Source organism: Roseateles chitinivorans, assembly GCF_050632145.1.
Lineage (GTDB): Bacteria > Pseudomonadota > Gammaproteobacteria > Burkholderiales > Burkholderiaceae_C > Roseateles > Roseateles chitinivorans_B.
On sequence record NZ_CP192577.1, the window covers coordinates 6389051 to 6412157 of the forward strand.

23 protein-coding genes are annotated in these 23107 nt (G+C 67.2%); 7 read left to right on the top strand and 16 right to left on the bottom strand.

Going from position 1 to position 23107, the window contains the following annotated elements:
* Positions 1–1187: 1187 nt before the first annotated feature.
* Both ACQ86G_RS29360 and ACQ86G_RS29365 read right to left on the bottom strand, forming a co-directional pair.
* Positions 1188–2240 carry a FecR family protein gene (locus tag ACQ86G_RS29360; RefSeq protein ID WP_431258554.1) on the bottom strand — a complete coding sequence of 351 codons (1053 nt, stop codon included), beginning with the start codon at positions 2238–2240 and terminating at the stop codon, positions 1188–1190.
* 2 nt (positions 2241–2242) lie between these two features.
* Positions 2243–2734, bottom strand: coding sequence for an RNA polymerase sigma factor (locus ACQ86G_RS29365; protein WP_431258555.1), 492 nt, complete (start codon positions 2732–2734; stop codon positions 2243–2245).
* 325 nt (positions 2735–3059) lie between these two features.
* Here ACQ86G_RS29365 and ACQ86G_RS29370 point away from each other — a divergent pair, with 325 nt between their 5' ends.
* Both ACQ86G_RS29370 and ACQ86G_RS29375 read left to right on the top strand, forming a co-directional pair.
* Positions 3060–3329 carry a helix-turn-helix domain-containing protein gene (locus tag ACQ86G_RS29370; protein WP_431258556.1) on the top strand — a complete coding sequence of 90 codons (270 nt, stop codon included), beginning with the start codon at positions 3060–3062 and terminating at the stop codon, positions 3327–3329.
* Positions 3330–3586: 257 nt separating this feature from the next.
* Positions 3587–4681 (top strand): TIR domain-containing protein, encoded by a 1095-nt coding sequence (locus tag ACQ86G_RS29375; protein ID WP_431258557.1) that lies wholly within the window; start codon positions 3587–3589, stop codon positions 4679–4681.
* A 296-nt stretch (positions 4682–4977) separates the two neighbouring features.
* Here ACQ86G_RS29375 and ACQ86G_RS29380 read toward each other — a convergent pair whose 3' ends face one another.
* The 4 genes from ACQ86G_RS29380 to guaB form a co-directional block, all read right to left on the bottom strand.
* The gene (locus ACQ86G_RS29380; protein WP_431258558.1) at positions 4978–6246 is read right to left on the bottom strand and encodes a tyrosine-type recombinase/integrase; all 1269 of its coding nucleotides are present in this window, start codon (positions 6244–6246) and stop codon (positions 4978–4980) included.
* A 221-nt stretch (positions 6247–6467) separates the two neighbouring features.
* Entirely contained in the window at positions 6468–8072 is a 1605-nt protein-coding gene (gene guaA / locus ACQ86G_RS29385; protein WP_431258559.1) for a glutamine-hydrolyzing GMP synthase, read from the bottom strand.
* 55 nt (positions 8073–8127) lie between these two features.
* Entirely contained in the window at positions 8128–9399 is a 1272-nt protein-coding gene (locus ACQ86G_RS29390; protein ID WP_431258560.1) for an MFS transporter, read from the bottom strand.
* 6 nt (positions 9400–9405) lie between these two features.
* Positions 9406–10878 (bottom strand): IMP dehydrogenase, encoded by a 1473-nt coding sequence (guaB, locus tag ACQ86G_RS29395; protein WP_431258561.1) that lies wholly within the window; start codon positions 10876–10878, stop codon positions 9406–9408.
* Between the two features lie 60 nt (positions 10879–10938).
* Between guaB and ACQ86G_RS29400 the strand changes: the two genes are divergently transcribed.
* Positions 10939–11448, top strand: a complete 510-nt coding sequence (locus tag ACQ86G_RS29400; RefSeq protein ID WP_431258562.1) for a DUF4124 domain-containing protein — start codon at positions 10939–10941, stop codon at positions 11446–11448.
* Positions 11449–11568: 120 nt separating this feature from the next.
* Here ACQ86G_RS29400 and ACQ86G_RS29405 read toward each other — a convergent pair whose 3' ends face one another.
* Together ACQ86G_RS29405 and ACQ86G_RS29410 are read right to left on the bottom strand one after the other, a co-directional pair.
* Entirely contained in the window at positions 11569–11904 is a 336-nt protein-coding gene (locus ACQ86G_RS29405) for an RnfH family protein (protein ID WP_431258563.1), read from the bottom strand.
* Positions 11891–12355, bottom strand: coding sequence for a type II toxin-antitoxin system RatA family toxin (locus tag ACQ86G_RS29410; protein ID WP_431258564.1), 465 nt, complete (start codon positions 12353–12355; stop codon positions 11891–11893). Before ACQ86G_RS29410 ends, ACQ86G_RS29405 begins: the two co-directional genes overlap by 14 nt.
* Before the next feature lie 147 nt (positions 12356–12502).
* Here ACQ86G_RS29410 and smpB point away from each other — a divergent pair, with 147 nt between their 5' ends.
* Positions 12503–12967, top strand: coding sequence for an SsrA-binding protein SmpB (gene smpB / locus ACQ86G_RS29415; protein ID WP_431258565.1), 465 nt, complete (start codon positions 12503–12505; stop codon positions 12965–12967).
* Between the two features lie 57 nt (positions 12968–13024).
* Here smpB and ACQ86G_RS29420 read toward each other — a convergent pair whose 3' ends face one another.
* Both ACQ86G_RS29420 and rimO read right to left on the bottom strand, forming a co-directional pair.
* A complete protein-coding gene (locus tag ACQ86G_RS29420) occupies positions 13025–14227 on the bottom strand; it encodes a PLP-dependent transferase (protein WP_431258566.1) in 1203 nt (400 codons plus the stop codon).
* A gap of 133 nt (positions 14228–14360) precedes the next feature.
* Positions 14361–15770 carry a 30S ribosomal protein S12 methylthiotransferase RimO gene (gene rimO / locus ACQ86G_RS29425; protein ID WP_431258567.1) on the bottom strand — a complete coding sequence of 470 codons (1410 nt, stop codon included), beginning with the start codon at positions 15768–15770 and terminating at the stop codon, positions 14361–14363.
* A gap of 223 nt (positions 15771–15993) precedes the next feature.
* Between rimO and ACQ86G_RS29430 the strand changes: the two genes are divergently transcribed.
* From ACQ86G_RS29430 to ACQ86G_RS29440, 3 genes are all read left to right on the top strand, one after another.
* Entirely contained in the window at positions 15994–17748 is a 1755-nt protein-coding gene (locus ACQ86G_RS29430; protein ID WP_431258568.1) for an ATP-binding protein, read from the top strand.
* Between the two features lie 71 nt (positions 17749–17819).
* A complete protein-coding gene (locus ACQ86G_RS29435; RefSeq protein WP_431261528.1) occupies positions 17820–18287 on the top strand; it encodes a GFA family protein in 468 nt (155 codons plus the stop codon).
* 131 nt (positions 18288–18418) lie between these two features.
* Positions 18419–18688 (top strand): hypothetical protein, encoded by a 270-nt coding sequence (locus ACQ86G_RS29440; protein WP_431258569.1) that lies wholly within the window; start codon positions 18419–18421, stop codon positions 18686–18688.
* A gap of 75 nt (positions 18689–18763) precedes the next feature.
* Here ACQ86G_RS29440 and phaR read toward each other — a convergent pair whose 3' ends face one another.
* The 6 genes from phaR to ACQ86G_RS29470 form a co-directional block, all read right to left on the bottom strand.
* A complete protein-coding gene (gene phaR, locus ACQ86G_RS29445; RefSeq protein WP_431258570.1) occupies positions 18764–19357 on the bottom strand; it encodes a polyhydroxyalkanoate synthesis repressor PhaR in 594 nt (197 codons plus the stop codon).
* Between the two features lie 130 nt (positions 19358–19487).
* Positions 19488–20498: a tripartite tricarboxylate transporter substrate binding protein gene (locus ACQ86G_RS29450; protein WP_431258571.1), complete on the bottom strand. Its 1011-nt coding sequence runs from the start codon at positions 20496–20498 to the stop codon at positions 19488–19490.
* A gap of 189 nt (positions 20499–20687) precedes the next feature.
* A complete protein-coding gene (locus ACQ86G_RS29455; protein ID WP_431258572.1) occupies positions 20688–21650 on the bottom strand; it encodes a LacI family DNA-binding transcriptional regulator in 963 nt (320 codons plus the stop codon).
* Between the two features lie 126 nt (positions 21651–21776).
* Positions 21777–22154: a hypothetical protein gene (locus tag ACQ86G_RS29460; protein ID WP_431258573.1), complete on the bottom strand. Its 378-nt coding sequence runs from the start codon at positions 22152–22154 to the stop codon at positions 21777–21779.
* Positions 22151–22402 carry a ribbon-helix-helix protein, CopG family gene (locus ACQ86G_RS29465; RefSeq protein WP_431258574.1) on the bottom strand — a complete coding sequence of 84 codons (252 nt, stop codon included), beginning with the start codon at positions 22400–22402 and terminating at the stop codon, positions 22151–22153. Before ACQ86G_RS29465 ends, ACQ86G_RS29460 begins: the two co-directional genes overlap by 4 nt.
* A 71-nt stretch (positions 22403–22473) precedes the next feature.
* Positions 22474–23106, bottom strand: coding sequence for a hypothetical protein (locus ACQ86G_RS29470; RefSeq protein ID WP_431258575.1), 633 nt, complete (start codon positions 23104–23106; stop codon positions 22474–22476).
* Position 23107: the final 1 nt, after the last annotated feature.

The following is a 23107-nucleotide window of genomic DNA, read 5'->3' on the forward strand; positions in this document are numbered from 1 at the left end:
TCCTCTAACCCTTAAAACGGGATCGATTTGCAGAACCCGACATTGGGCTCAAAAACTTTTTTCCGGGAGAGCCTTTACTGCAGTGGCCACGCACGCCGCCTCGCTGCATGTCACCGTTTCGGAGCTTCTGCCTGACTCGATCGGGGCCGATGAGATGACTCGGGTGAGGAATGAACCAAGCTGCCCATCACCGGAATACGGTATGAGGCATGGTCGCCAGCGCAATTCGGAGCGCGGGAACGCTGGCGCGTGAGATATCAGTGATCCGGGCCGCAGATTCTGGCGTTGTGCAGCCGAGTTGATTTACGACGAAGTTGGGGTCCTACTGGGTGCAATGTTCGTGCTGATTCAGGCGGGCATCACCGAGACCGTCTCCATAGTGATGGCCTGTATCGACTGCACGGTCAGACGGTCAGCAGGGATGCCGTGATGGACTTCGAAGCCGGCAGCGGAAGCCCACCGCGCTCAACGCCTCATCAAGAATGAGGATGATGAGCTACCCATATAAATCGGGCCTGTAGTCTATTAAGGCTCCACTCGGAAAACTGCAACGCCAAACGGTGGCCGAAGCGATCAAGCTTGTGAACTGAGGGAGAGAGACATTCGATATCGAAGCCTCGCCACAATATTTCAGAAGGCCGGTTCGTGTGAATAGTTCCAAGCGCAAGGCGCAACCATCAGCAACAACGTCCGGGGCGTTTCGCCCGAAGCGCTCTGCGAACAGAGGTTGGACCGCGTACCACCGCCCTTGCACGCCAAAGTTCCTGCAGGCAGCCCACAGGTGACCAGGTGTTTCGTAAACAGGTTGAGTGCCGGCGCTAATGGCCATGGTGGTGACATGCCCCCCGCCGTAGAGCACGTACTTTGGCATCGGGCACGTTGTTGACGCCTCCGACGAGCGTGCCGGCGACCGCAACGTGTCGTGATCGCATGTCGCGGGGCGCCAGGGCAGTCGTTCTTGCCTGCACAGTGCTTGAGCCCGCTGTCGGGCGACCGGTTCAAGGCGTGAAACAGCCGGTCAGAGCGGGCCGCCCTCAATGACCGGTCTGCGTGGGCGCTGTCGTTCAGGCAGTGGCCCGCGAATGACTCAGACCAGCCTGATGCAGTCAGTCGGCCTCATCGGTGCTGCCGGTGCTGCCGGTGCACGAGTATTCGCGAGTGGCGAATGGCCCACAGAGCGCGAGGCGCTACGGGGCGGTGAGCGTGACACCCCCAGCCTCCCGCTGCAGCACCAAGTCGTGCAGCCGCGCCACCGCCCGGGCGAAGGCGTCGTTGTCTCCGGTCCGGTACACGCCGCTCACCCGCAGCGCCTCACCATCGACCCCCACGAGGAAGATCTGCGCCTTGCTGTAGCGATTCAACTCAGCCACGGCTTCAGGCAGTGGTGTGTTATCGAATACGGCCTCGCCCCGCTGCCAGGCCAACAACTGATTTAACCTCGGCCGATCCAGTCGTGGCGGCGGGAACTCTTCCCCCGCCCTACCCTCCTCCGACCGGAGGACTCGCATGCGATCTCCAGGCGCCATCACTAGAGAAGCTGGCATCGTCTGTGCGCCGCGAGGGCGTTGTACGACCACCCGCCCCTCGATCAGCGTGACGCCGAAGGATTCACTGCTGTCGCGTTCGCGCGGCGTCGCCCGGACCAGAAACGCCGTGCCGGTGGCCACCACCTTGGCGTTTGCGACCTGGACCTCGAAGGCCCTACTGGAGTCCTTCGCCACCTCGAACAACACTTCCCCACTCCGAACGCTCACAGCTCGCCGTGTCTTGGTCAGCTCGACACGTACATCGGTCGATGTGTTGAGGCTCATGCGGGTGCCATCGGCCAGCATCACGACGCGCCGCTCGCCAACCCCCGTCTCATAAATCTGCTCATCGGGAAGAAGACGCCATGCGAGCGAGGCCGCGCCACCCAGCGCCGTAGAGACCAGGACCGCGCGCCGGATACGGAAACCCCCGTTGGCGCCGTGGTGCGGTCGCGCACCGGCGGTCGCACCTGCATAGACGCTGAGCGTGAGGCCCGAGACAGCCTCCCAGGTATCGGTGCACCGCTCGAAAGCCAGGCGATGCGCCGCCGAACGACCTTGCCAGTCCAGGCAGGCCAATTCCATAGTCCGAGATCGGCTGGGGCCGTGCAGCCGGGCCACCCACACGGCGGCCTCTGCGGCAATCTCGGGCGTCACTTTCAGATGCGATTCCGGTGCGGTCGCTGGTGTGTCGGAGGTCCTCGGCGGAGGCATTGCTACCAGCCTTCCATCCAGGAGGTCAGTCGCAGCGTGGCCTTGGCGACGTGTTTGTGGACGGCGCTGACGCTCATGCCGTGTGATTGTGCGATCTCACTGTAGGAAAGGCCATCAATGCGATGAGCCAGGAAGACACTTCGCGTTGTCTCAGTCAAGCGCTCAAGGCCGATGCTCAGGCGTGCGAAGCGCTCCTTGGCGAGCAGTGCGGCCTCCGCGGTCGGCGCGATGCCGGTGAGCACAACCTCCTCCACGGTGACCTCATCGCCGCGCGTCCGCTGCGCACGATGGGAGTCAATCGAGAGATTGAGCGCCGTTCTCATCATGAAGGCTTCGGGCCGCTCGACGACGTGGTCCCGCTCGTAGCAGGCGAGTCGAATCCAGGCCTCTTGAACAAGGTCGTCGGCCTCGTGTCCGCTGCGCCCACGGCGCATCAGCGCAAGGCGAACGCGAACGAGGGTGTCGTGCAAGTCCTTGAAGGGGAGTGCTGTCATACCACGTCAGCGCGTTGGTTGGAATCTGGCAGCGCTTGCGCGAGCAAGGCTAGCGCGCTGGCGCGAGCAGGAGGACAAAGGTTTTCGAACGTACCGATGACATGCCTTAGACAAAGCGGCCCGCGAGGGCATGCCGAGAGGGCAAGGAAGCTGACTCCCGCTCCGTCGATAAGGTCTTCGAGCCGATTCCCGTCTCTAACAATCGCTGAGTGACTCATTACGCCTCCTTGCGAGCGCATGGCGGCGTCCACCCACACAACAAGCTCAGCCAATATGTGAAGCAAACTCCGTAGATGCAAATTTAGCACATGAGCACGCTAGCGGAATGTCCGCCAAGCCGAAGCCGCCAGAACATTTGCCACCTCCCGAAGACGTTCGGGCAGTCCTTGCCTACAACGTTCGACGTTTGCGCGTGAGCAGGTCGTGGTCCCAGGAAGATCTTGCGATGGAGTGCGGGTTGGACCGTACCTATGTGTCTGCCGTCGAACGAGCTCGCTGGAACATTTCCTTGGGAAACGTTCAGCGAATTGCGTCGGCGCTCGACACTGAACCCTGGCGGCTGCTACGGCCGCCATCGACATCCAGTGATAACTGAGTTGCTACCGCCGGCATCGCTCGAAGAGTGACGGAGACAGAGCGGCGAATAGACGAGGGTAAGGGGTCAGGCGCTATGGCCAGTCGCGAGAGACTCGGCTACCGTATTCGCTCATTCACAAACAGGGAGGACGTATGGCAAGAGCGCCTGCGAAAAAGGCTGTGGCTGCGAGGAAGAGCGCGGAGAAGCCAAAAGCACGAGCTGTGAAGGGCTCGCCACCGGCAAAGCCTTCGGCGCCAGAGCGTACGCGTTCCTATATGTCGCAGGAAGAAATTCCCGCATATGAACTTGACGAGGCGTTGCTGGTCGCCAAAGCGCTATTGCAAGAATATGGCGGGCATGCTGCCGCACCTCTTGACGTGGCGGCTGCGATGGATCTGACACCCACAAGCGGAAAGTTCCGAATGCTATGCGGGTCGTCCATCGCGTATGGACTGACCACAGGTGGGTACAACGCAGGACAAATCGCGCCTACCGCGCTGGCTCGCCAAATCTTAGAACCGCAAGAGGAAGGCGCAGGCGCTTCCGGCCGACGGGAGGCGGTTATGAAGCCGCGCATTCTCCGTGAGTTTCTTTCAAAGTATTCTGGTTCTCCCCTACCAAGACAAGATATTGGAGAGAACGTGCTCAAGGGTATGAGTGTCCCCGCCGATCGAGCAAGCTCGGTGTGGGAGATGATCTTGCGCACTGCAGACTCGGTCGGATTCCTGCAGACCATTAAAGACAAAAAGTATGTGAACCTCGGCGGCGGCAAGCCTTTGGCAGCGTCAAAGCCGTTGGTCGACGACCATGGAGAGTACGAGGCGCCCAATCACAGTGAGATCAAAGAACTAGTACGCGATGTGCACGAGCCTGAACCTGGCGAGGTCGCGCGAGAGTCGAAGCGATCTAGTAGCCACAACGACGCGAAGCTGCGCCGAGTTTTCATCACGCACGGCAAGAACACCGCGTTCATTGAGCCCATCAAAGAGCTACTTGGCTTCGGCGAATTGATTCCCGTGGTCTCTATCCACAAGGAGTCGGTCGCCCAACCCGTACCAGACAAAGTGATGAATGACATGCGAAGCTGCGGCGCTGCGATCATTCACGTGGACGGCGAGCAGAAATTCTTGGACCACGAAGCAAAAGAGCACACAGTCATCAACGCGAATGTGCTGATCGAGATTGGCGCTGCAATGGCTCTATACGGCAGACGCTTCATTCTGCTTGTGCGTGACGGCGTGAAGCTTCCGTCTAATCTGCAGGGCCTGTATGAAGTGCGATATCAGGGCGAATCGCTAGACGGAACGGTGACCATCCGCCTCTTGAAAGCCATCAATGAGATGAAGGCAGTCGGGCTTCCAAGCGAGTGAGCGTGAGCAAGCCCTCCCGCACGGCCGCCTGACCTCGGCACCCGGCGCCAGGGCGGGATTGCCGGAGGTGCACGACGAACTCGCGCAGGCGTTCGTAGGCTTCCAGGCGCTACTTGCCGAACTCCAAGTAGGCGTCGGCGGTCGTGGTCGCATCCTCCTGGGACTTCGTCACCTTGGCCAGACACAGGCTCTCGGCTCAGTTGTCGGTCAGCGCGCCAGTGATGAATAGCCGGCTCAGGCGGGTGAACGCCGGCACGCGGCTGCCGCGGGAGGACGAAAGGCGCCGTGACCAACCGTCACTGGGGCGTTGGGACGGGGCCACTATCTCCATAGCGGATCCAGCCGTCCAGCATGTCCGCCCAAGTCTGGAGCATCGACCGCCGCTGCTCGGCGTACTCTGCCTTGTTGTAGACGGCGCGCACGCCGCGCTGCTCATGGGCCAGACACTTCTCGATCCAGTCGCTGTTGAAACCCGCCTCATGCAACAGCGTGCTAGCTGTTCGGCGCAGATCATGCACGGTGAAGGGCTCGAAGTCATCTCCTCGCTCACGAATCAACGCTACCGTCGCGTCAATCACGCGGTTCAGCGTCGCAGCGCTGATGGGCAGCGCCGTTTCGTACCGCCCCGGATGAAGATAGGAGCTGGCTCCGAAGCAGGTCTTGAATGCCACGAGGATGTCCAGCGCCTGCTGGCTCAAGTAGACGTTGTGCGGCCGCCCTGCCTTCATGCGCTCCTTGGGGATTGTCCAAGTCGCGGTCTCGAAGTTCACTTCGCCCCAGACGGCATCGATGAACTCAGACTTGCGAACCAGCGTCAGCAGCATGAACTTGAGGGCCAGGCGCAAGGTCGGCATCGTCGCGGTCTGCTCGAGGGCCTTGAAGAAGACGTGAATCTCAGCCGGTGACAGGGCTCGATCCCGCGCCTTGAACGACGCAATCGCGCTGGGGCGGATCGCTTCGGCCGGGTTGTCGATCTTCAACCCACGCGCCTGAATGAAGCGGAACACCTGCAGCACGATTTCGCGGGCGTGAACTGCCGGGGCCGAGACCCCGCGTTCCTTGATCTTTTCGCACCGCGCCATCAGGCGAACGGGCGTGATCTCTTCGAGCTTCAGCCGGCCAAACTCCGCCGCCAGATTGCGGTCGTAGACCGACTTGCGCATCGCACGCGTGGACTCCGCAAGCGGGGCCTGGGCGAAGTAGGTCTCCACCCACTTGCCGAAGGTCAGAGCGTCGGCGGCCTCGGTGCGCTTCTCTGTCTTGCCACGCGACGGGCTTTCGCCCTGCTCCACGGCTCGACGCGCCCGCGCCAACAGCAGCCTCGCCTCGGCCAGGGTCAGCGACATGCCGTAGTCCAGTCCCGCGGGATCGCGGCGCCGCTTCGCACCGAGGCTCGGATCGTACTTGCCGATCACCAGCGTCTCCCGGCGCCCATGGATGCGGTAGTCAAACCGAAAGCTCGCCACGCCGGTGCGCGTGACGGCGACATACAGGCCCTGCTGATCCGCGACCTTGTAGACCCGATCCTTGGCCTTCAGCGCCTTCAATTGCATATCGGTGAGCATCGATTCCCCCTGAACTGATACCGTCAGTCGATACCGTCAAGCCATTCGACGGTATCGGCGGTGGTCGTTCAAGGGGCTGCTCTCGATACCGCTCGGAATACCGCCGGAATCGACGGGCTTTCGTGTGGCGGACTGGAACCGGGTGAGACCGTAGGTGCCTGTCAGGACTGAGGTTTCGAGGGACCGCCGGACTACATGGCACGACCTGAAATCAGCTTAAGTCACTCCCACTCGATCGTCGCCGGCGGCTTGCTCGAGACGTCGTAGGTCACGCGGTTGATGCCGCGCACTTCGTTGATGATGCGACCCGAGCAGCGCTTGAGCAGGCTGTACGGCAGCTCCGCCCAGTCGGCCGTCATGAAGTCGCTGGTCTGCACCGCGCGCAGCGCCACCACGTAGTCGTAGGTCCGGCCGTCGCCCATCACGCCCACGCTCTTCACCGGCAGGAACACCGTGAAGGCCTGGCTGGTCAGTTCGTACCAGGTCTTGCCCGTCGCCTCGTCGCGCGTGTTGCGCAGCTCCTCGATGAAGATCGCGTCGGCGCGGCGCAGCAGGTCGGCATATTCCTTCTTCACCTCGCCCAGGATGCGCACGCCCAGGCCCGGGCCAGGGAACGGGTGGCGGTAGACCATCTCCGGCGGCAGGCCCAGCGCCACGCCCAGTTCGCGGACCTCGTCCTTGAACAGCTCGCGCAGCGGCTCCAGCAGCTTCAGGCCGAGCTGCTCCGGCAGCCCGCCCACGTTGTGGTGGCTCTTGATCGTCACGGCCTTCTTGGTCTTCGTGCCGCCGCTCTCGACCACGTCCGGATAGATCGTGCCCTGCGCCAGGAAGGTCGCGCCTTTGTGACCGCCGTCGCCGGACTTCAGCTTCTCGGCCTCGGCCTTGAACACGTCGACGAACAGCCCGCCGATGATCTTGCGCTTGCGTTCGGGATCGGTCACACCGGCCAACTGGCCGAGGAACAGATCGCTCGCATCGACACGGATCACCTTCGCATGCAGCTTGCCGGCGAACATGTCCATCACCATGTCGCCCTCGTTCAGGCGCAGGAGCCCGTGATCAACGAAGACGCAGGTCAGCTGGTCGCCGATGGCGCGGTGGATCAGCGCCGCAGCCACCGAGGAGTCCACACCGCCGGACAGGCCGAGGATGACCTCTTCGTCACCGACCTGCTCGCGGATCTTCTGGACCGCTTCCTCGATGTAGTCGCCCATGATCCAGTCGCCCTTGCAGCCGGCGATCTCGCGCACGAAGCGCTTGTAGATCGCGGCGCCCTGGACCGTGTGCGTGACCTCGGGATGGAACTGGAGCGCGTAGTAGCCCTTGTCCTCGTTGACCATGCCGGCGATGGGGCAGGTCGGGGTGGACGCCATCAGCTTGAAGCCCGGCGGCAACGCGGTGACCTTGTCGCCGTGGCTCATCCAGACCTTCAGCATGCCGTGGCCCTCGGCCGTGGCGAAGTCCTGGATGCCGTCCAGCAGCTTGGTGTGGCCGTGGGCGCGGGCTTCGGCGTAACCGAACTCGCGGTGATCGCTCCACTCGACCTTGCCGCCGAGCTGCACCGCCATCGTCTGCATGCCGTAGCAGATGCCCAGCACCGGCACGCCCAGGTCCCACACCGCCTGCGGCGCGCGCAGCTCGTGGTCCTCGTAGGTCGACGCGTGGCTGCCCGACAGGATGATCGCCTTCGGCGCGTACGCGCGGATGAAGTCGTCGCTGACGTCGTTGGGGTGGATCTCGCAGTAGACCTGGGCCTCGCGAACGCGACGCGCGATCAGCTGCGTCACCTGGGAGCCGAAGTCGAGGATGAGGACTTTGTCGTGCATGGTCAGCTTCTGAAGATGCTTGGGGATTCTGGGAGGCTCAAGCTCAAGTTCGGGCTCAGGCCTTGGCCGCGGCGGCCTGCGCCGGCGGGCCCATGTTGAAGTGGCGCCACGCGAAGCCCAGCGAGGCCAGCTGCAGCAGCGCGCAGAGGTAGAACGGCGCGCCGAGGCGCCAGTCGGTCTTTGGGAGCTCGGCGACCAGCGCCATGAGCCCCAGGCCGGCGATCGGCGAGATCACCGCCATCAGGCTGTTGATCGCCGCCACCGCGCCCATGGTCTCGCCCTGCGTGCGGGCGTCGGCGGCGTTGGAGATCACGCTCTGCATCGCCGGGGCCGCGGCCACGCCGGCGATGTTCAGGAAGATCGCGGCGATCATCATCCAGGCCTCGGTCGACATCCCCCAGATCACGTTGGTGAGGATGGAGGTCGTCAGCCCGATCAGCACCAGCCGACGCGCGCCCAGCCAGCGCATCAACGGCTGCAGCAGCACGCCCTGCACCACCACCGCGACCAGACCGACGACGAACAGCGACAGGCCGTTCTCGCGCGGGCCCCAACCGAACTTGTGCTGGTTGTAGAGGACCCAGCTGGTCTGGATCACCAGCTGCGCCAGGCCCGAGCACGCGATCACGTAGATCAGCGGGCCCACGCCGCTCAGCTTGCGCAGCCGGCCCAGCGCGGCGACCGGATTGGCCTTGCGCCATTCGAAGGGTCTGCGGTGCTCCGGCGCCAGCGATTCGGGCAGCACGAAATAGCCGTACAGCCAGTTCAGCAGCGCCAGCGTGCCGGCGACGTAGAACGGCAGGTGCAGGTCGATGCTGCCGAGCAGCCCGCCCATCACCGGACCGAGGATGAAGCCCATCCCGAAGGCCGCGCCCAGCATGCCGAAACGCTTGGCGCGGTCCGCCGGCGGCGTGATGTCGGCCACGTAGGCGTTGGCGACGGCAGCGTTGGCCTGCATCGCGCCCGAGAACAGCCGCACCACGACCAGCATCCACAACGCGTCGGCCAGCGCCGTCACGAAGAAGCTGAGCGCCAGCCCGCTGAAACCGATCAGCATCACCTTGCGGCGGCCGAAGCGGTCGGACAGCCCGCCCAGGATGGGCGAGCCGAAGAAATTCGCGAGACCGAAGGCGAAGGCCACGGCCAGCTGCGCCAGCGTGTGCTGGGTCTCGCTCTGCGTGAAGGTTCCGACCAGCGGCGGCAACACCGGGATGATCAGGCCGATCGACACCATGTCGATCAGCACCGCGATCAGGATGAACGACATGGCGGCCTTGCGGCCGCCATGGGTCGTCGTTGCCGCGACGGCGTCGACCTTATTGGACAAGGGGCGTCACTCCAGGCGGTAGTTGGGCGCTTCCTTCGTGATCTGCACGTCGTGGACGTGACTCTCACGGATGCCCGCCGAGGTGATCTCGACGAACTCGGCCTTGTCGTGCATGTCGGCGATGCTGCCGCAGCCGCAGTAGCCCATCGAGGCGCGCACGCCGCCCGCCATCTGGTGCACGATCGCGACCATCGACCCCTTGTACGGGACACGCCCTTCGATGCCTTCGGGCACCAGCTTGTCCGCGTTCGGGTTCGTCGTCTCGTCGTTCTCCTGGAAGTAGCGGTCCGCCGAACCGGCCTTCATCGCGCCGATCGAGCCCATGCCGCGGTAGCTCTTGTAGCTGCGGCCCTGGTACAGGATCACTTCGCCCGGGGCTTCCTCGGTGCCGGCGAACATGCCGCCCATCATCACCGTGCTCGCGCCGGCGGCGATGGCCTTGGCGATGTCGCCCGAGTAGCGGATGCCGCCATCGGCGATCGCCGGGACGCCGGTGCCCTTCAGCGCGGTGGCGACGAAGTCGATGGCCGCGATCTGCGGCACGCCGACGCCGGCGACGATGCGAGTCGTGCAAATGGAGCCGGGGCCGATGCCGACCTTGACCGCGTCCGCGCCGGCTTCGACCAGCGCCAGCGCCGCGGCGCCGGTGGCGATGTTGCCGCCGATGACCTCGACCTGCGGGTAGTTCTTCTTGACCCAGCGCACACGCTCGATGACGCCGCTGCTGTGGCCGTGCGCGGTGTCGACGACGATCGCGTCGACGCCGGCCTTGACCAGCAGCTCGACGCGTTCTTCGGTGCCGTCGCCCACGCCGACCGCCGCGCCGACGCGCAGCTTGCCGTGCGCGTCACGCGCGGCGTTCGGGAAGTTGGTCTGCTTGGTGATGTCCTTGACGGTCATCAGGCCGCGCAGCTCGAACGCGTCGTTGAGGACCAGCACGCGCTCGAGCTTGTGCTTGTGCATCAGCGCCTTGCCGTCGTTCAGCGAGGCGCCTTCCGGCACGGTGATCAGGCGTTCGGCCGGGGTCATGATCTCGCTGACCGGGATGTCCATGCGCGTTTCGAAGCGCAGGTCCCGGTTGGTGACGATGCCGACGACCTTCTGCCCCACCAGCACCGGGAAGCCGGAGACGCCGTGGTGCTCGCTGAGCTGCTTGACCTGGCGGACGGTGGTCTCGGGGGTGATCGTGATCGGGTCGCGGAGCACACCCGACTCGTAGCGCTTGACCCGCGCGACTTCCGCGGCCTGCTGCTGCGGGGTCAGGTTCTTGTGCACGATGCCGATGCCGCCTTCCTGGGCGATGGCGATCGCCAGGCGCGCCTCGGTCACGGTGTCCATCGCGGCGGACACGAGCGGAAGGTTCAGGCGGATGCCACGCGTGAACTGCGTGGCCAGACTGGTGTCGCGCGGCAACACCTGGGAGAACGCCGGCACCAGCAACACATCGTCGAAGGTGAGGGCCTTTCCGAGTAGGCGCATGAGGGAAGCTCCAGACGCAAAGGCGCATTATAGAGAAGCCCGGCGGTACACTCCACGACCATGATGAATCCCCGACTCTCGCGACGCCCGCTGGGCGTGATCTGCGCGCTGGCGCTGATGGCGCTGACCTCGATCGCGCACGCCCAATGGAAGTGGCGCGACGCCGACGGCCGCACGCAATACAGCGACCGTCCGCCGCCGCCCAGCGTGGCCGAGAAGGACATCCTGCAGCGTCCGTCCAATGCGACGCGCGTAGCCCCGTCGTCGGGGCAGGCCGCGCTGCAGAGCGCGTCGGCGGCCGCCTCCGCCGCTTCGGCGCCGGCCCGTCCGGCGAGCGAGGCGTCCTCGCGGGAGAAACTAGAGCGCGAGCGCAAGGCCCAGGAAGACAAGGTCCGCTCGGAAGCCAAGGACGAGAACTGCCGCCAGGCCCAGAACCGCCAGCGCGTCCTGGAGTCCGGCGTGCGCCTGCGCAGCGGCACGCAGACCGGCGAATCGCAGCCGATGACCGAGCAGATGCGCCAGGACGAGATCCGGAACATGCAGTCCGTGATCACGGCGAACTGCAAATAGGCCGCGAACGCGTCCAGGAAACAACACTGCGCGACGCCAGGACGTAAGTCTGGTGACCGCCGGTAAGACGAAAGGCCGCTGATTGCGGCCTTTCTGCTTTCTCCCTCCGAGGGGCGCGTGTCAGGCCTTGCGGCCCAGTGGCCGGTGGCGGGTGACGATGCGGCTGCCGGCGGCCTGGAAGCGCTGACGGCGCGCTTCCTTCGGATCGACCGTCAACGGCCGGTAGACCTCGACGCGGTCCTGCTCGCGCAGCGGCGCCTCGAGCGGGGCGACGCGTCCCCAGATCCCGGTCGTCAGCGCGGCGATCTGATCCGGCTCGAACCAGGCGCTGGCCGCCAGGGCGTCGCGCAGCGTGCTGCCGGCGGGCAGGGTCAGGCGTTGTTCGCGCAGCTCGCCGGGCACAGGGCTCCAGAACAGCTCGACCGACAGGTCGGCAGGCCGATCAGCGAGCGCCATAGACCTGCTCGGCGCGCTTCACGAAGCTGTCGACGAAGGTGTTGGCGATGCGGTCGAACACCGGGCTGACAACCGCCTCGAGCGCGAAGCTCGAGAAGGCGTAGCGCAGTTCGAATTCGATCTTGCACGCGCGCGGCTCGCCGTCCGCCGGCGCGCCGGGACGATGCAGCGGCAGGAACTGCCAGTCGCCGTCGAGCATCGAGAACGGCCCGTCGACGAGCGCCATGCGCACGCGCCGGTTCGTCTCGTTCGTGTTGCGGGTGGTGAACGCGTGGCGCAGGCCCGCGTACTGCAGGGACAGCTTCGCGGTCACGCCGTCGTCGTGGCGCTCCAGGACCTCCGCGGAGGAGCACCAGGGCAGGAACTCCGGATAGCGCTCGACCTGGGTGACGAGGTCGTACATCTCGCGCGGCGAGTACCAAAGGAGGACTGTCTTCCGGACGTGCTTCATGGCGGTTCTTAGAATGGCGGGATTGTAGGCGGCCCGATCGCCCCCATCTGGGCGTCACCGGGACGCCATCCGGGGGCCCGCCCGACCGCGCGCCAGCAGATCCGCCCTGGACGCGACCCGCCTGCGCCCCGCACAAGAAGAACGCCCATGCCCATTGCTGAAAACCGTCGCGCCCGATTTGAGTACCACATCGAGGAGCAGTACGAAGCCGGCCTCGTCCTCGAAGGCTGGGAGGTCAAGGCCATCCGCTCCGGACAGGTCCAGCTGCCGGACGGTTATGTCGTCATCCGCAACGGCGAGCTGTTCCTGATCGGCTGCCGGATCGATCCGCTGCGCACCGCGTCCACGCACGTCAACCCGCTGGCCGACCGCACGCGCAAGCTGCTGATGAGCGGCGCCGACATCCGCCGCCTGATCGGCAAGGTGGAGCAACGCGGCTTCACCCTGATCCCGCTGGACCTGCATTACACCAACGGCCGCGTGAAGGTCCAGATCGCGCTGGCGAAGGGCAAGGCCCAGCACGACAAGCGCGAGACCGAGAAGAAGCGCGACTGGGAACGCGAAAAGGGCCGCCTGATGCGGCACAAGGTCTCCGGTCCGTCGAAGGACTGACGGGACCGGCAGGCCGCCCGCGCGCTCAGCGGCTCAGCGGCTCAGCGGCTCAGCGGCTCAACACGTCGAACGCCTGCGCCAGGTCCGCGCGCAGGTCCTCGACCTCCTCGAGCCCGATCGCGAAACGCACCAGCGTGCCCCCTCCTCCGCCGTCCATGGCAGCCCCAGCGAGCGGCTGCGGCTGAGGTCGTAAGGCACGGCCAGGCTCATCGGACCCGCCCAGGAATAGCCGATCCCGAAGCAGGTCAGCGCATCCACGAAGGCGTCGACGCGGCGCGCGTCGAACCCGGGACGGAACACCGCCGAGAACAGGCACCCGCCCGCCTCCGGGCTCACGGCCCGCCAGTGCACGTGGCCGGGCGAGTCCGGCAGCGCCGGATAAAGCACCCGTGCCACTTCGGGCCGGGCAGCCATCCACTGCGCGAGCTCGCGCGCCGCCGCGTCCTGCGCGCGGTAGCGCAGCGCGATGCTCGGCAAGCCGCGCAGCACCGCCTCGACGTCGTTCTGGCCGACGCCATAGCCGAGGTATTCGTGCGTCGCCACCAGTTCCCGATGGAGTGCGACATCGCGCGTGCAGACGGCCCCCATCAGCAGGTCCGCGCCGCCGGACGGGAACTTGGTCAACGCCTGCATGCTGATGTCGGCACCGAGTCCGGGGGCGACGGCCGGCGCCACCTCGAAGGCGTTGAACGCCAGTCCCGCGCCCCAGGTGTTGTCGAGCGCCGTGAGCACGCCCCTGGCGCGGCAGGCCTGGAGCAGCCCGATCAGGTCGGGGAACTCCAGCGTGATCGATCCCGTCGCCTCGAGCCAGACCAGCTTCGTGCGTGCCGACAGCATCGCCTCGAACGCCGGCACGTCGAGCGGATCGTAGAAGCGGTGGGTGATGCCGAGCCGCGCCAGCAGCCCGTTGGCGAGATGGCGGTTCTGGCCGTAGACGTTGTCGGGCAGCAGCACCTCGTCGCCCGGCTTCAGGAAGCTCAGGCTGACCAGCGTGATCGCGGAGACACCACTCGGCGTGAGTACACAGTGCGACGCGTGTTCGAGCGTCGCGATGCGCGCGGCCAGCGTGTAGGTCGTCGGTGTGCCCGGCAGACCGTAGCGGTAGCTGATGCCGTCCCGCGCGCGTGGGCGGTGCAGTTCGGCGGTGTTCTTGAACAGCACCGTCGAGGCCTTGGCCACCGGCACGGGAACCGCGTCCCAGCCGTCGGGCGCGCGGAACGGGTGATGGATCTGATCGGTGGACGGGCCGCGTCGGGTCACGACATCTCCTGGTGCTGAGCAAGCAGACCGGCATTCTGGAACATCGGCGCGACGACAGGCCCGGAAACGACAACGCCGGCCCGCAGGCCGGCGTTCGTCAGTGCGCGGAACCGCAGAACCGCGGAGGCGCGGATCAGATCGGCAACGCGATCAGGTCGTGGCCTTCGACGCCGACGATGCGGGCGCGGGTGAACTCGCCGACGCGCAGCTGCTTGCTGGCCTTCTCGGGCGGCAGCAGGCGCACGGTGCCGTCGATCTCGGGCGCGTCCGCGTACGAGCGGCCGACGCCGCCCTTGCGGCCCAGTGCCGGCGCGGAATCGACCAGCACCTGCATCGTCGCGCCGATGCGGCGCTGCAGCTTGGCGATCGAGACTTCCTCGGCCACGGCCATGAAACGGGCGCGGCGTTCTTCGCGGACCTCGTCCGGCAGCGCGCCGTCGAGCGCGTTCGCCGGCGCGCCTTCGATCGGCGAGTAGGCGAAGCAGCCGGCGCGGTCGATCTGGGCTTCGCGCATGAAGTCGAGCAGGTACTGGAACTCGGCCTCGGTCTCGCCGGGGAAGCCGGCGATGAAGGTCGAGCGGATCACCAGCTCGGGGCAGATCTCGCGCCAGCGCAGGATGCGCTCGAGATTCTTCTCGCCGTTGGCGGGGCGCTTCATGCGCTTCTGCACGTCGGGATGGGCGTGCTGGAACGGCACGTCCAGGTAGGGGAGGATCAGGCCCTCGGCCATCATCGGCACGATCTCGTCGACGTGCGGGTACGGGTAGACGTAGTGCAGGCGGACCCAGGCGCCGTAGGGCTTGGCGATCTCGCCGAGCTGCGCGACGAGGTCGAACATGCGCGTCTTGACCGGCTTGCCGTCCCAGAAGCCGGTACGGTACTTGATGTCGACGCCGTAGGCACTGGTGTCCTGGCTGATGACCAGCAGTTCCTTGACGCCGGACTCGAACAGCGCCTTGGCTTCGGACAGCACGTCGCCGATCGGGCGCGAGACCAGGTCGCCGCGCATGCTCGGGATGATGCAGAAGCTGCAGCGGTGGTTGCAGCCCTCGGAGATCTTCAGGTAGGCGTAGTGCTTTGGCGTCAGCTTGATGCCGGCGATGCCGCGGGCCTCGGGCACCAGGTCGATGAACGGGTCGTGCGGCTTGGGCACATGGGTGTGGACGGCGTCCATCACCTCCTGCGTCGCATGCGGGCCGGTCACGGCGAGCACGCTGGGGTGGATCTCGCGGACCATGTTGTCGGAGCTCGCGCCGGCCTTCGCGCCGAGGCAGCCGGTGACGATGACCTTCCCGTTCTCGGCCAGCGCCTCGCCGATGGTGTCCAGCGACTCCTTGACGGCATCGTCGATGAAGCCGCAGGTGTTGACGATCACCAAGTCCGCGCCGGCGAAAGTCTTGGAGGTCTCGTAGCCCTCGGCGCGCAGCTGCGTCAGGATGAGTTCGGAATCCGTCAGGGCCTTCGGGCACCCGAGAGATACGAAGCCAATCTTCGGGGCGGTCTTGCTGCCTGCGGCGGTGGGGTCGTAAGTCGTTGATTCCATTTGGGTTCCGCCGGGCGATCTGGCTGAGGGCTGGGGCGGCATTGTAAGCGACCCGGCATTTTCGGGACAGGGGCGGGTTCATGGCACCGGCCCACGCATCGTGCACGACTGCCGCTCGCACGACCGGTAACGGGCCGGGATCGTCGCGTGCCGCCCCGGCGGGCCGCTACGGGGATACTCGCCCCTCCGGCCCTCCCGTCACGCCTCGCCCAGCCCCGCCTCGATGTCCGATCCTTCCCCGCGCTCCGAGCTTCTGCCCCTGATCGGCGACCGCGCCTCGGTGGAAATCGCCGCGCTGGTGCTGCCGCCGGTCGTGGTCGCGAGCACGCCGGCGGGAAGCCCGGCCGCCGTCTGGGCATGGGCATGGGCGATCGCCTATGGGTTGAGTTCGATCGGTGTCGCGGTCGCGCGCCGCCGCTTCCGGCGCGAGGCCGCGGTCATGGCCCCCTCCGCCTTAGTCGCGCGCTGGGCGCCACCGCTGGAGCGCATTGCGATCGCGTTCGGCGTCCTGTGGGGCCTGCTGCCGGGGGTCGCCGCCGCCAGCGGCGTCTTCGAACACGCGATCTTCCTTTACCTCGTGCTCGCCGGCACGACGGTATCGACCGCCGCCTTCGCCGCCGCGGACCTGCCGTTCTTCGCGCGCTTCCTCGTTCCCGCGTGGGCCATGGCCACGGCGGCGGTCCCCTTCGCGTTCCCCACGCACTGGCCCATCGTCCTGCCGCTGTGCCTGCTCTTCCCATGGCTCGTGTGGCGCCATGCGCGCACCTCGAATGGCTTCCTCGTCCAGCAGTCCCGGCTCAAGCGCCAGAGCGAAGCCCTCGCCCTCGCGCACCAGGAGGCCCGCGATGTCGCGAAAGCCGCGTCGCGCGAGAAGAGCCTGTTCCTGGCCACCGCCTCGCACGACCTGCGCCAGCCGCTCTACGCGCTGACCCTGACCGCGCAAGCGGCGCTTCAACGCAACCAGGATCCGTCGCTGCGGCCGCTGCTGGTCGACATCTCCCAGGCCGCCGGCCACGTCAACGACCTGCTGAACTCGCTGCTCGACGTCTCGGCGCTGGACAGCCGCAGCGCCGAACTCGCGCTCCAGCCGCTGGCGCTGGCGCCGCTGCTGTCGGAGTTGCATGAACGATTCCAGCCGGAGGCGCATGCGCGCGGCCTCGACTGGCGCATCCGCGGGCCGGAAGCGCCCGCGTGGGTCGTCGCCGAGCCGATGCTGCTGCGACGCGCGCTCGCCAACCTGCTGCACAACGCGCTGCGCTACACGCCTGAAGGCGGCGTGCTGCTGGCGGTGCGCAGACGCCAGGACGACTGGGCCATCGAGGTCTGGGACACCGGCGTCGGCATGGCCGCGACCAAGCGCGAAGCGCTGTTCTCCGAGTTCCATCGCGGCGACGACGCCGCGCGCCACACCGGCGACGGTCAGGGGCTGGGCCTGTCCGTGGTGCGGGACTGCGTGCGGCGGATGGCAGCGACGATCGCCTGGCACTCGATCCCGGGTCGCGGATCCTGCTTCCGCATCACGCTGCGCGGCGCGGCCATGCCGGCGGCACCGGTGAAACGCGCATCCGCCGCACCGCATGTCTTCGAGCGGCTCGGTGGCCGCGTGCTCGTGGTCGACGACGACCTCGGCGTGACGCGCGGCCTGTCCCATCTGCTGAGCGAATGGGGCATCGACTGCCGCATCGCGAGCGATGCCTCGCAGGCCCACGCGGTGCTGGACGCCGACTTCGAACCCGACGTCGTGGTGAGCGATCTCCGGCTGGGGCACCACGACGGCGGCTATGCGCTGCTGCAGGACCTGCTGGACCGCCTGCCGCTCGCGCGCGGTCTGGTGGTCACCGGCGAGCTCGACCTGCCCGACCTGCGCCGCGCCGAGTCCGAAGGCTTCCTCGTGCTGCGCAAGCCGGTGTTGCCGGCCTCGCTGCACGGCGTGCTGCGGTCGATGCTGGCGCCGAAAGCCGCCAGGCTCACGGGGTGACCGTTCGCGTGGGTGCCACAGGTACGTCGCTTGCTGCCAGGAGGCATCGACAGATGCTCCCCAGGATCACCATGCACCTCGAAGGTTCCTGCCACTGCGGCCGCATCCGCTTCTCGGTCGACTCGACCGAGCCCTGCCCGTTCATGCGCTGCTACTGCACGATCTGCCGCAAGACCGCCGGCACCGGGGGCTATGCCATCAACATCGGCGCCGACAACACCACCTTCCAGCTGATCCAGGGCAAGCGCGACCTGAAGGTCTATCGCGCCGTCATCGACGGCAAGGAGAGCAGCGGTCAACGCCACTTCTGCGGCCATTGCGGCACCGCGCTCTGGATGTATGACGACAACTGGCCCGACCTGATCCACCCGCACGCGAGCGCGATCGACACGCCCTTGCCGGCGCCGCCGGAGAACGTGCACGGCCTGCTGGACTCCAAGGCGCCCTGGGTCCAGGTCGAAGGGAACCCGGGTGACGCGCGCTTCGACCACTTCCCCGACGAGTCGCTGGCCGACTGGCATCGCCGTCACGGACTCTGACGCGGCGCATCGCCCGCGAGGCACTCGACCGGGGGGCCGCGACGCAGGATCGACCGGGGGCGCGCATTCGGTCACGGGCCCGGCGCCGCGGGTCGCCCACGAGGCGCCAGCCGCTGACTAGCATCGCGCCCATGTCGGACACACGCCCCGCCCCGCTCACGGACCTCGTCCCGCGCGCACGCGCCAGGCCCTTTGCCTGGGCGAGACAACGCCCCGTGACGGCGGCGCTCGCGCTGATCGCGGTGATCGTGCTGCTGGCGGTCTGGACGGGCCAGGACCCCTACGCCGATCGCGACGACTGTCGCGCGCGCGAAGGGACACCAGTGGTCGTCAATGCCGCCTTGAATCAGGTCGACTGCCGCATCTCGGGCGACAGCGCCGACGACGGACGCCAGCGCTGATTCAGGCGCGGTCCCGGTGCCGAGCACACGGCCGGCGTCGACGACGCAGAACGGCTGGACGGCAGGACCTGCCGCTCATTTCTTCGACGGTGGCGGCGGCGGGAAGCCCGGCATGCCGGGCACGCTGGGGAAGATGGTCCCCGCGCTCTGGAACTGCTCCTGCATCTGCAGGAACAGGTTCTTGGACTGCTCGAGGTAGTTGCCCATCAGGCCCTGCATCATCGGTGCCTGGCCGCTCATGAACTGCGACCACAGCTGCGGATCGAAGCCGCCGCCCTTGCTCGGGTCGGCGAAGCGGCTCTGCAGCTCGGTGACCGCCTGCAGGTTCTTCTCGAGGTAGGCGCCCATCAGGCCCTGCATCGCATGGCCGTAGAAGCGGATGATCTGTGCCAGCAGCGGGGTCGAGAACATCGGCATCCCGCCCATCTCCTCCTCCAGGATGATCTGCAGCAGGATGGAACGGGTCAGCTCGTCGCCCGACTTCGCGTCGCGGACCTCGAAGTCCTCGCCGCCGAGCACCATCTTCTTGACGTCCGCCAAGGTGATGTAGCTGCTGGTCTGCGTGTCGTACAGCCGCCGGTTGGGGTACTTCTTGAGGACCCGCGTCCCCTTGGGTTGCGCGGGGTCCTCGCTGCCGGTTGCGGTCTTGCCGCGTCGGGCCGTCGCCATGCTGTCTCCTCTGAGGGTCTTCGACCCATTCTAGGAGGCGCCCGGTTGACGGCCCGCCGGGTGATTTCCCTTGCTGTGCGGGAGGCGGACCGCCCTGCCGCACCCAGGTGCGGCAGCGACGTCAAGGGAGTCAGTCCGGCTTGACGTTGCCGTCCTTGATCACCTTCGCCCACTTGGCCTGCTCGGCCTTCTGGAACTCGGCGAACTGCGCGGGCGTGTTGGGCGTGTACTCCAGGCCCAGCGATTCCATCTTCGCCTTCACCTCGGGCAGCGCGACGATCTTCTGCACCTCGGCGTTGAGTTTGGCCACGATGGGCGCGGGCGTGTTGGCGGGGAAGTACAGCGCCTGCCAGCTCGACACGTCGAAGCCCGGCACGCCGGACTCGGCCAGCGTCGGCACATCCGGCAGCTGCGCGCTGCGCTTGGCCGAGGTCACCGCCAGCGCCTTCACCTTGCCGCCCTTGATCTGCGGCAGGGCCACCGTCACCGTCTCGAAGCTCATCGGGACCTGACCGCCCATCACGTCCTGGATGGCCGGCGCGCTGCCCTTGTAGGGCACGTGCGTCAGGTCCGCGCCGGTCAACAGGCGGAACACCTCCCCGGACAGATGCTGCGACGTGCCCTGCCCCGCCGAGGCGAAGGTGATGTCGCCGGGCTTGGCCTTCGCGGCCGCGATGATGTCCTTGACCGTCTTGGCCTGCGAGCCCGGCCCGATCAGCAGCACGTTGGAGATCTTGCCCAGCAGGATCACCGGCGCGAAGTCGCGGTCGGCCTTGTACGGCATCTTGGGCAGCAGCGACGGATTGATCGCGTGCGTCGCGATCGTGCCCAGCAGCATCGTGTAGCCGTCCGGCGCGGCCTTGGCCACGCTGTCCGCGCCCAGCACGCCGCCGGCGCCGGCCTTGTTGTCGACCACGATGGTCTGCTTGAGCGCGACCTGCAGCCGCGCCGCGATCTCGCGCGCCAGCACGTCGGAGGTGCCGCCCGGCGCGAACGGGACGATCAGCTTCACCGGCTGGGTCGGCCAGTTGGCGGCATTGGCGGCGTCGGCGGCCTGCGCCGTCATCGCCGTCATGCCCAGCACCACCGTCGCCGCCGCAGCGGCCAGGACGCGCACGCGGCCCCGCATCACCGAATTCATGTCGCTTGTCTCCATCCATGAGGGCGAGCGGCCCTCGTCGACATCGACGAAGGTCCGATGCCCTCTTCTGATGAGTCAAATGGTATCGGTACCATCCGCTGCGTCAAGATTGCGTTCATGAGGGATTCCACCCGGTGCGCCTGCCTGGCTCCCTCTCCCGCAGCCAGCAGATTCCGCATCGCTTCGCCGTCAAGCGCTGGCGCGCTGGACCAGTTCGAATCCGATATCGACGGCGCGTCTGTCGACGCTGCCGCCGGCCCGGTCGAGGATGAAGCGCGCCGCCTGCCGTCCGATCGCAAAACCGTCGATGCGGACCGTGGTCAGCGCAGGTTCCAGGTCCCGGGCCAGTGCCAGGTCGCCGAAGCCGACGATGGCGAGGTCCTCCGGGATGCGCAGGCCGCGCGCCTGCGCCTCGATCACGACGCCCAGCGCCAGCGAGTCGGAACTGCAGAACACCGCATCGACGCCGTCCGGACGCGCCAGCAGTTCGGCCAGCCCGCGGCGGCCACTGCCCAGGGTCGTCGGCGTGGCGACGGTGGCCACCGGCACGTCGGCGATGCCGAGCGTCCCGGCCTGCTCCTGGAAGGCGCGGAACCGGCGCATCGCGCGCTCGTCGCTGCCGCCCACGCCGGCCAGCCGGCGGTAGCCGCGCTCATGCAGGAAGGACGCGACCTTGCGGCCGACCTCGACGTGGGAGAACCCGACCAGCATGTCGATCGGATCGTCGCTCTGGTCCCAGGTCTCGACGACCGGCACGCCCGCGGCGCGCAACCGGGTGCGCGCCTGTTCGGAGTGGCTGGTGCCGGTGAGCACCAGACCGTCGGGGCGGCGGCCGATCATCGCGTCCAGCCAGGCTTCCTCCCGCGCGTTGTCATAGCCGGTCTGGCCGAGCAAGACCTGGTACCCGGCCTCGAACAGCGCCTCGGTCAGGCTCTGCACGGTATCGAGGAAGACCGGTCCGGCGATCGTCGGCACCGCGACACCCACCATGCGGCTCTTCATCGACGACAGCGCGCCGGCCAGCAGATTGGGCACGTAGCCGGTCTTGCGCACCGCCTCGGCCACGCGCTCGCGGACCTCGGGCGACACCTGCGCCGGGTTGTTGATCGCGCGCGAGGCGGTGATCGGCGCCACGCCCGCGAGTTGCGCCACGTCGCGCAGCGTGACGGCGCCGCTGCCCTTGCGGCGGCGGGGACGGGGAAGGTCTCGATGTCGGACATATGGCGGTCGATTATGGCGGTCGATCACCGGCGCTGACCACGGTCGACCGCCCGTTCGTCAGCCGGCGCGACGCCCTTCGTAAGCCACCACCACATTGCGCCCCGCGTCCTCGATCCCGTCGCACCGCGAGGTCACGAACATCAGTTGGTTGACGTTGGCCGTTGCCCAGGCGATCGCGCGCGGGTGATCGAGCGCCGGTGACGTGAGCCGCAGCCGCAGCGCCTCGTCGGCGACGGCCTCGCTGATCGACAGGCGCTCGAAGCTGCGCAGGAAACCGCGCGTCGGCTCCAGCAGTTCAGGCGGACAGCGCGCCATCACCGCCAGCCAGGTGAGCACGCTGATCGACCGGTGCGCGCAGGCGTCCAGCGCCTGCGCCGCCGTCGGCACGCCGTTGAGGTAGTCGAGCAGCAGGTCCTCGTCGATGACGGCGTTCATCGGCGGGGGCTCCGTCCGGGCGCGCTGTCGTCCCCGCGCTCCGACCGGCCCGGTGCACCCGCCGGATCGGCGACGCCACGGCGCGAGGACCACAACCCGAACGCCTCCGGCGTCACGTCGACATGCCCCTGCGCGAACGTGGCGAGCGCGCGCCGCACCGCCTCGGCGCGCGAGATGCCCATCAGCTTGCAGAGCCGGTCGATCTCGACGAGCTGCGCGGCCGGGATGTCGACGATGGTGCGGGTCATGCGGGCCTCCGGTGGATGGGCTTCAGGTGTCCGCGCTCGAGGTGTCCGTGGCCGCGGACCTGGCATTCGACTCAACGCGCGAGGAAATCGGGCTGTCGGAACTTCTCTTCGAGGAAATGTCCGTTGGCGATGAGCGCCTGGGCGTCCTGCTTCGCGGCGTTGGCGACGATCTCGCGCATCTGCGATTCCAGCAGCGACAGCTGTTCCGCCAGCAGTTGACGCGCGGTCTTCCCGTCCTTCAAAGCATGGCTGACGCGGAAGGCCGGCGGCAGCGCGACGTAGTTCGCCAGCGTCTCCGGCAGGTAGCGCAGCACCGTCTGGCGCACGGTGAACAGGTCCTCGCTGTGCAGGCCGGTCCCGCGCAGACGCGGCAGCACCTCGGCGACGGCGTCGCGGATGGCCGCCAGGCGGGGCTTCACCTCCTCGGGCAGATGCGGCACCGCGTGGGCGATGACCTCGTCGAGGCGCTGCAGGGTCTGTTCGTGGGTCAGGCTGTCCTCGATCGCGCGCTCGAGCTCGGGCTGGCGACGGCCGAGCAGCAGGCCGGCGAGGTACAGGCCCGCCGTGATCGCCAGCCAGCCGCGATCGATGACGCCGGCGAACAGCAGGGCGGGCCCGATCAGCGCCAGCGCGCAGCCCAGGATGTTGCCGCTGCCGTAGAGGAACAGCAGCGCGCGCAGCTTCAGCGGTCTCGAGGCGGCCATC

Excerpts from the sequence above, each read along its gene's own strand:
- ACQ86G_RS29360 (WP_431258554.1), bottom strand. The coding sequence starts at position 2,240 with ATGCCTCCGCCGAGGACCTCCGACACACCAGCGACCGCACCGGAATCG.
- ACQ86G_RS29365 (WP_431258555.1), bottom strand. The coding sequence starts at position 2,734 with ATGACAGCACTCCCCTTCAAGGACTTGCACGACACCCTCGTTCGCGTT.
- ACQ86G_RS29370 (WP_431258556.1), top strand. The coding sequence starts at position 3,060 with ATGTCCGCCAAGCCGAAGCCGCCAGAACATTTGCCACCTCCCGAAGAC.
- ACQ86G_RS29375 (WP_431258557.1), top strand. The coding sequence starts at position 3,587 with ATGTCGCAGGAAGAAATTCCCGCATATGAACTTGACGAGGCGTTGCTG.
- ACQ86G_RS29380 (WP_431258558.1), bottom strand. The coding sequence starts at position 6,246 with ATGCTCACCGATATGCAATTGAAGGCGCTGAAGGCCAAGGATCGGGTC.
- guaA (WP_431258559.1), bottom strand. The coding sequence starts at position 8,072 with ATGCACGACAAAGTCCTCATCCTCGACTTCGGCTCCCAGGTGACGCAG.
- guaB (WP_431258561.1), bottom strand. The coding sequence starts at position 10,878 with ATGCGCCTACTCGGAAAGGCCCTCACCTTCGACGATGTGTTGCTGGTG.
- ACQ86G_RS29400 (WP_431258562.1), top strand. The coding sequence starts at position 10,939 with ATGATGAATCCCCGACTCTCGCGACGCCCGCTGGGCGTGATCTGCGCG.
- ACQ86G_RS29405 (WP_431258563.1), bottom strand. The coding sequence starts at position 11,904 with ATGGCGCTCGCTGATCGGCCTGCCGACCTGTCGGTCGAGCTGTTCTGG.
- ACQ86G_RS29410 (WP_431258564.1), bottom strand. The coding sequence starts at position 12,355 with ATGAAGCACGTCCGGAAGACAGTCCTCCTTTGGTACTCGCCGCGCGAG.
- smpB (WP_431258565.1), top strand. The coding sequence starts at position 12,503 with ATGCCCATTGCTGAAAACCGTCGCGCCCGATTTGAGTACCACATCGAG.
- rimO (WP_431258567.1), bottom strand. The coding sequence starts at position 15,770 with ATGGAATCAACGACTTACGACCCCACCGCCGCAGGCAGCAAGACCGCC.
- ACQ86G_RS29430 (WP_431258568.1), top strand. The coding sequence starts at position 15,994 with ATGTCCGATCCTTCCCCGCGCTCCGAGCTTCTGCCCCTGATCGGCGAC.
- ACQ86G_RS29435 (WP_431261528.1), top strand. The coding sequence starts at position 17,820 with ATGCACCTCGAAGGTTCCTGCCACTGCGGCCGCATCCGCTTCTCGGTC.
- ACQ86G_RS29440 (WP_431258569.1), top strand. The coding sequence starts at position 18,419 with ATGTCGGACACACGCCCCGCCCCGCTCACGGACCTCGTCCCGCGCGCA.
- phaR (WP_431258570.1), bottom strand. The coding sequence starts at position 19,357 with ATGGCGACGGCCCGACGCGGCAAGACCGCAACCGGCAGCGAGGACCCC.
- ACQ86G_RS29450 (WP_431258571.1), bottom strand. The coding sequence starts at position 20,498 with ATGAATTCGGTGATGCGGGGCCGCGTGCGCGTCCTGGCCGCTGCGGCG.
- ACQ86G_RS29460 (WP_431258573.1), bottom strand. The coding sequence starts at position 22,154 with ATGAACGCCGTCATCGACGAGGACCTGCTGCTCGACTACCTCAACGGC.
- ACQ86G_RS29465 (WP_431258574.1), bottom strand. The coding sequence starts at position 22,402 with ATGACCCGCACCATCGTCGACATCCCGGCCGCGCAGCTCGTCGAGATC.
- ACQ86G_RS29470 (WP_431258575.1), bottom strand. The coding sequence starts at position 23,106 with ATGGCCGCCTCGAGACCGCTGAAGCTGCGCGCGCTGCTGTTCCTCTAC.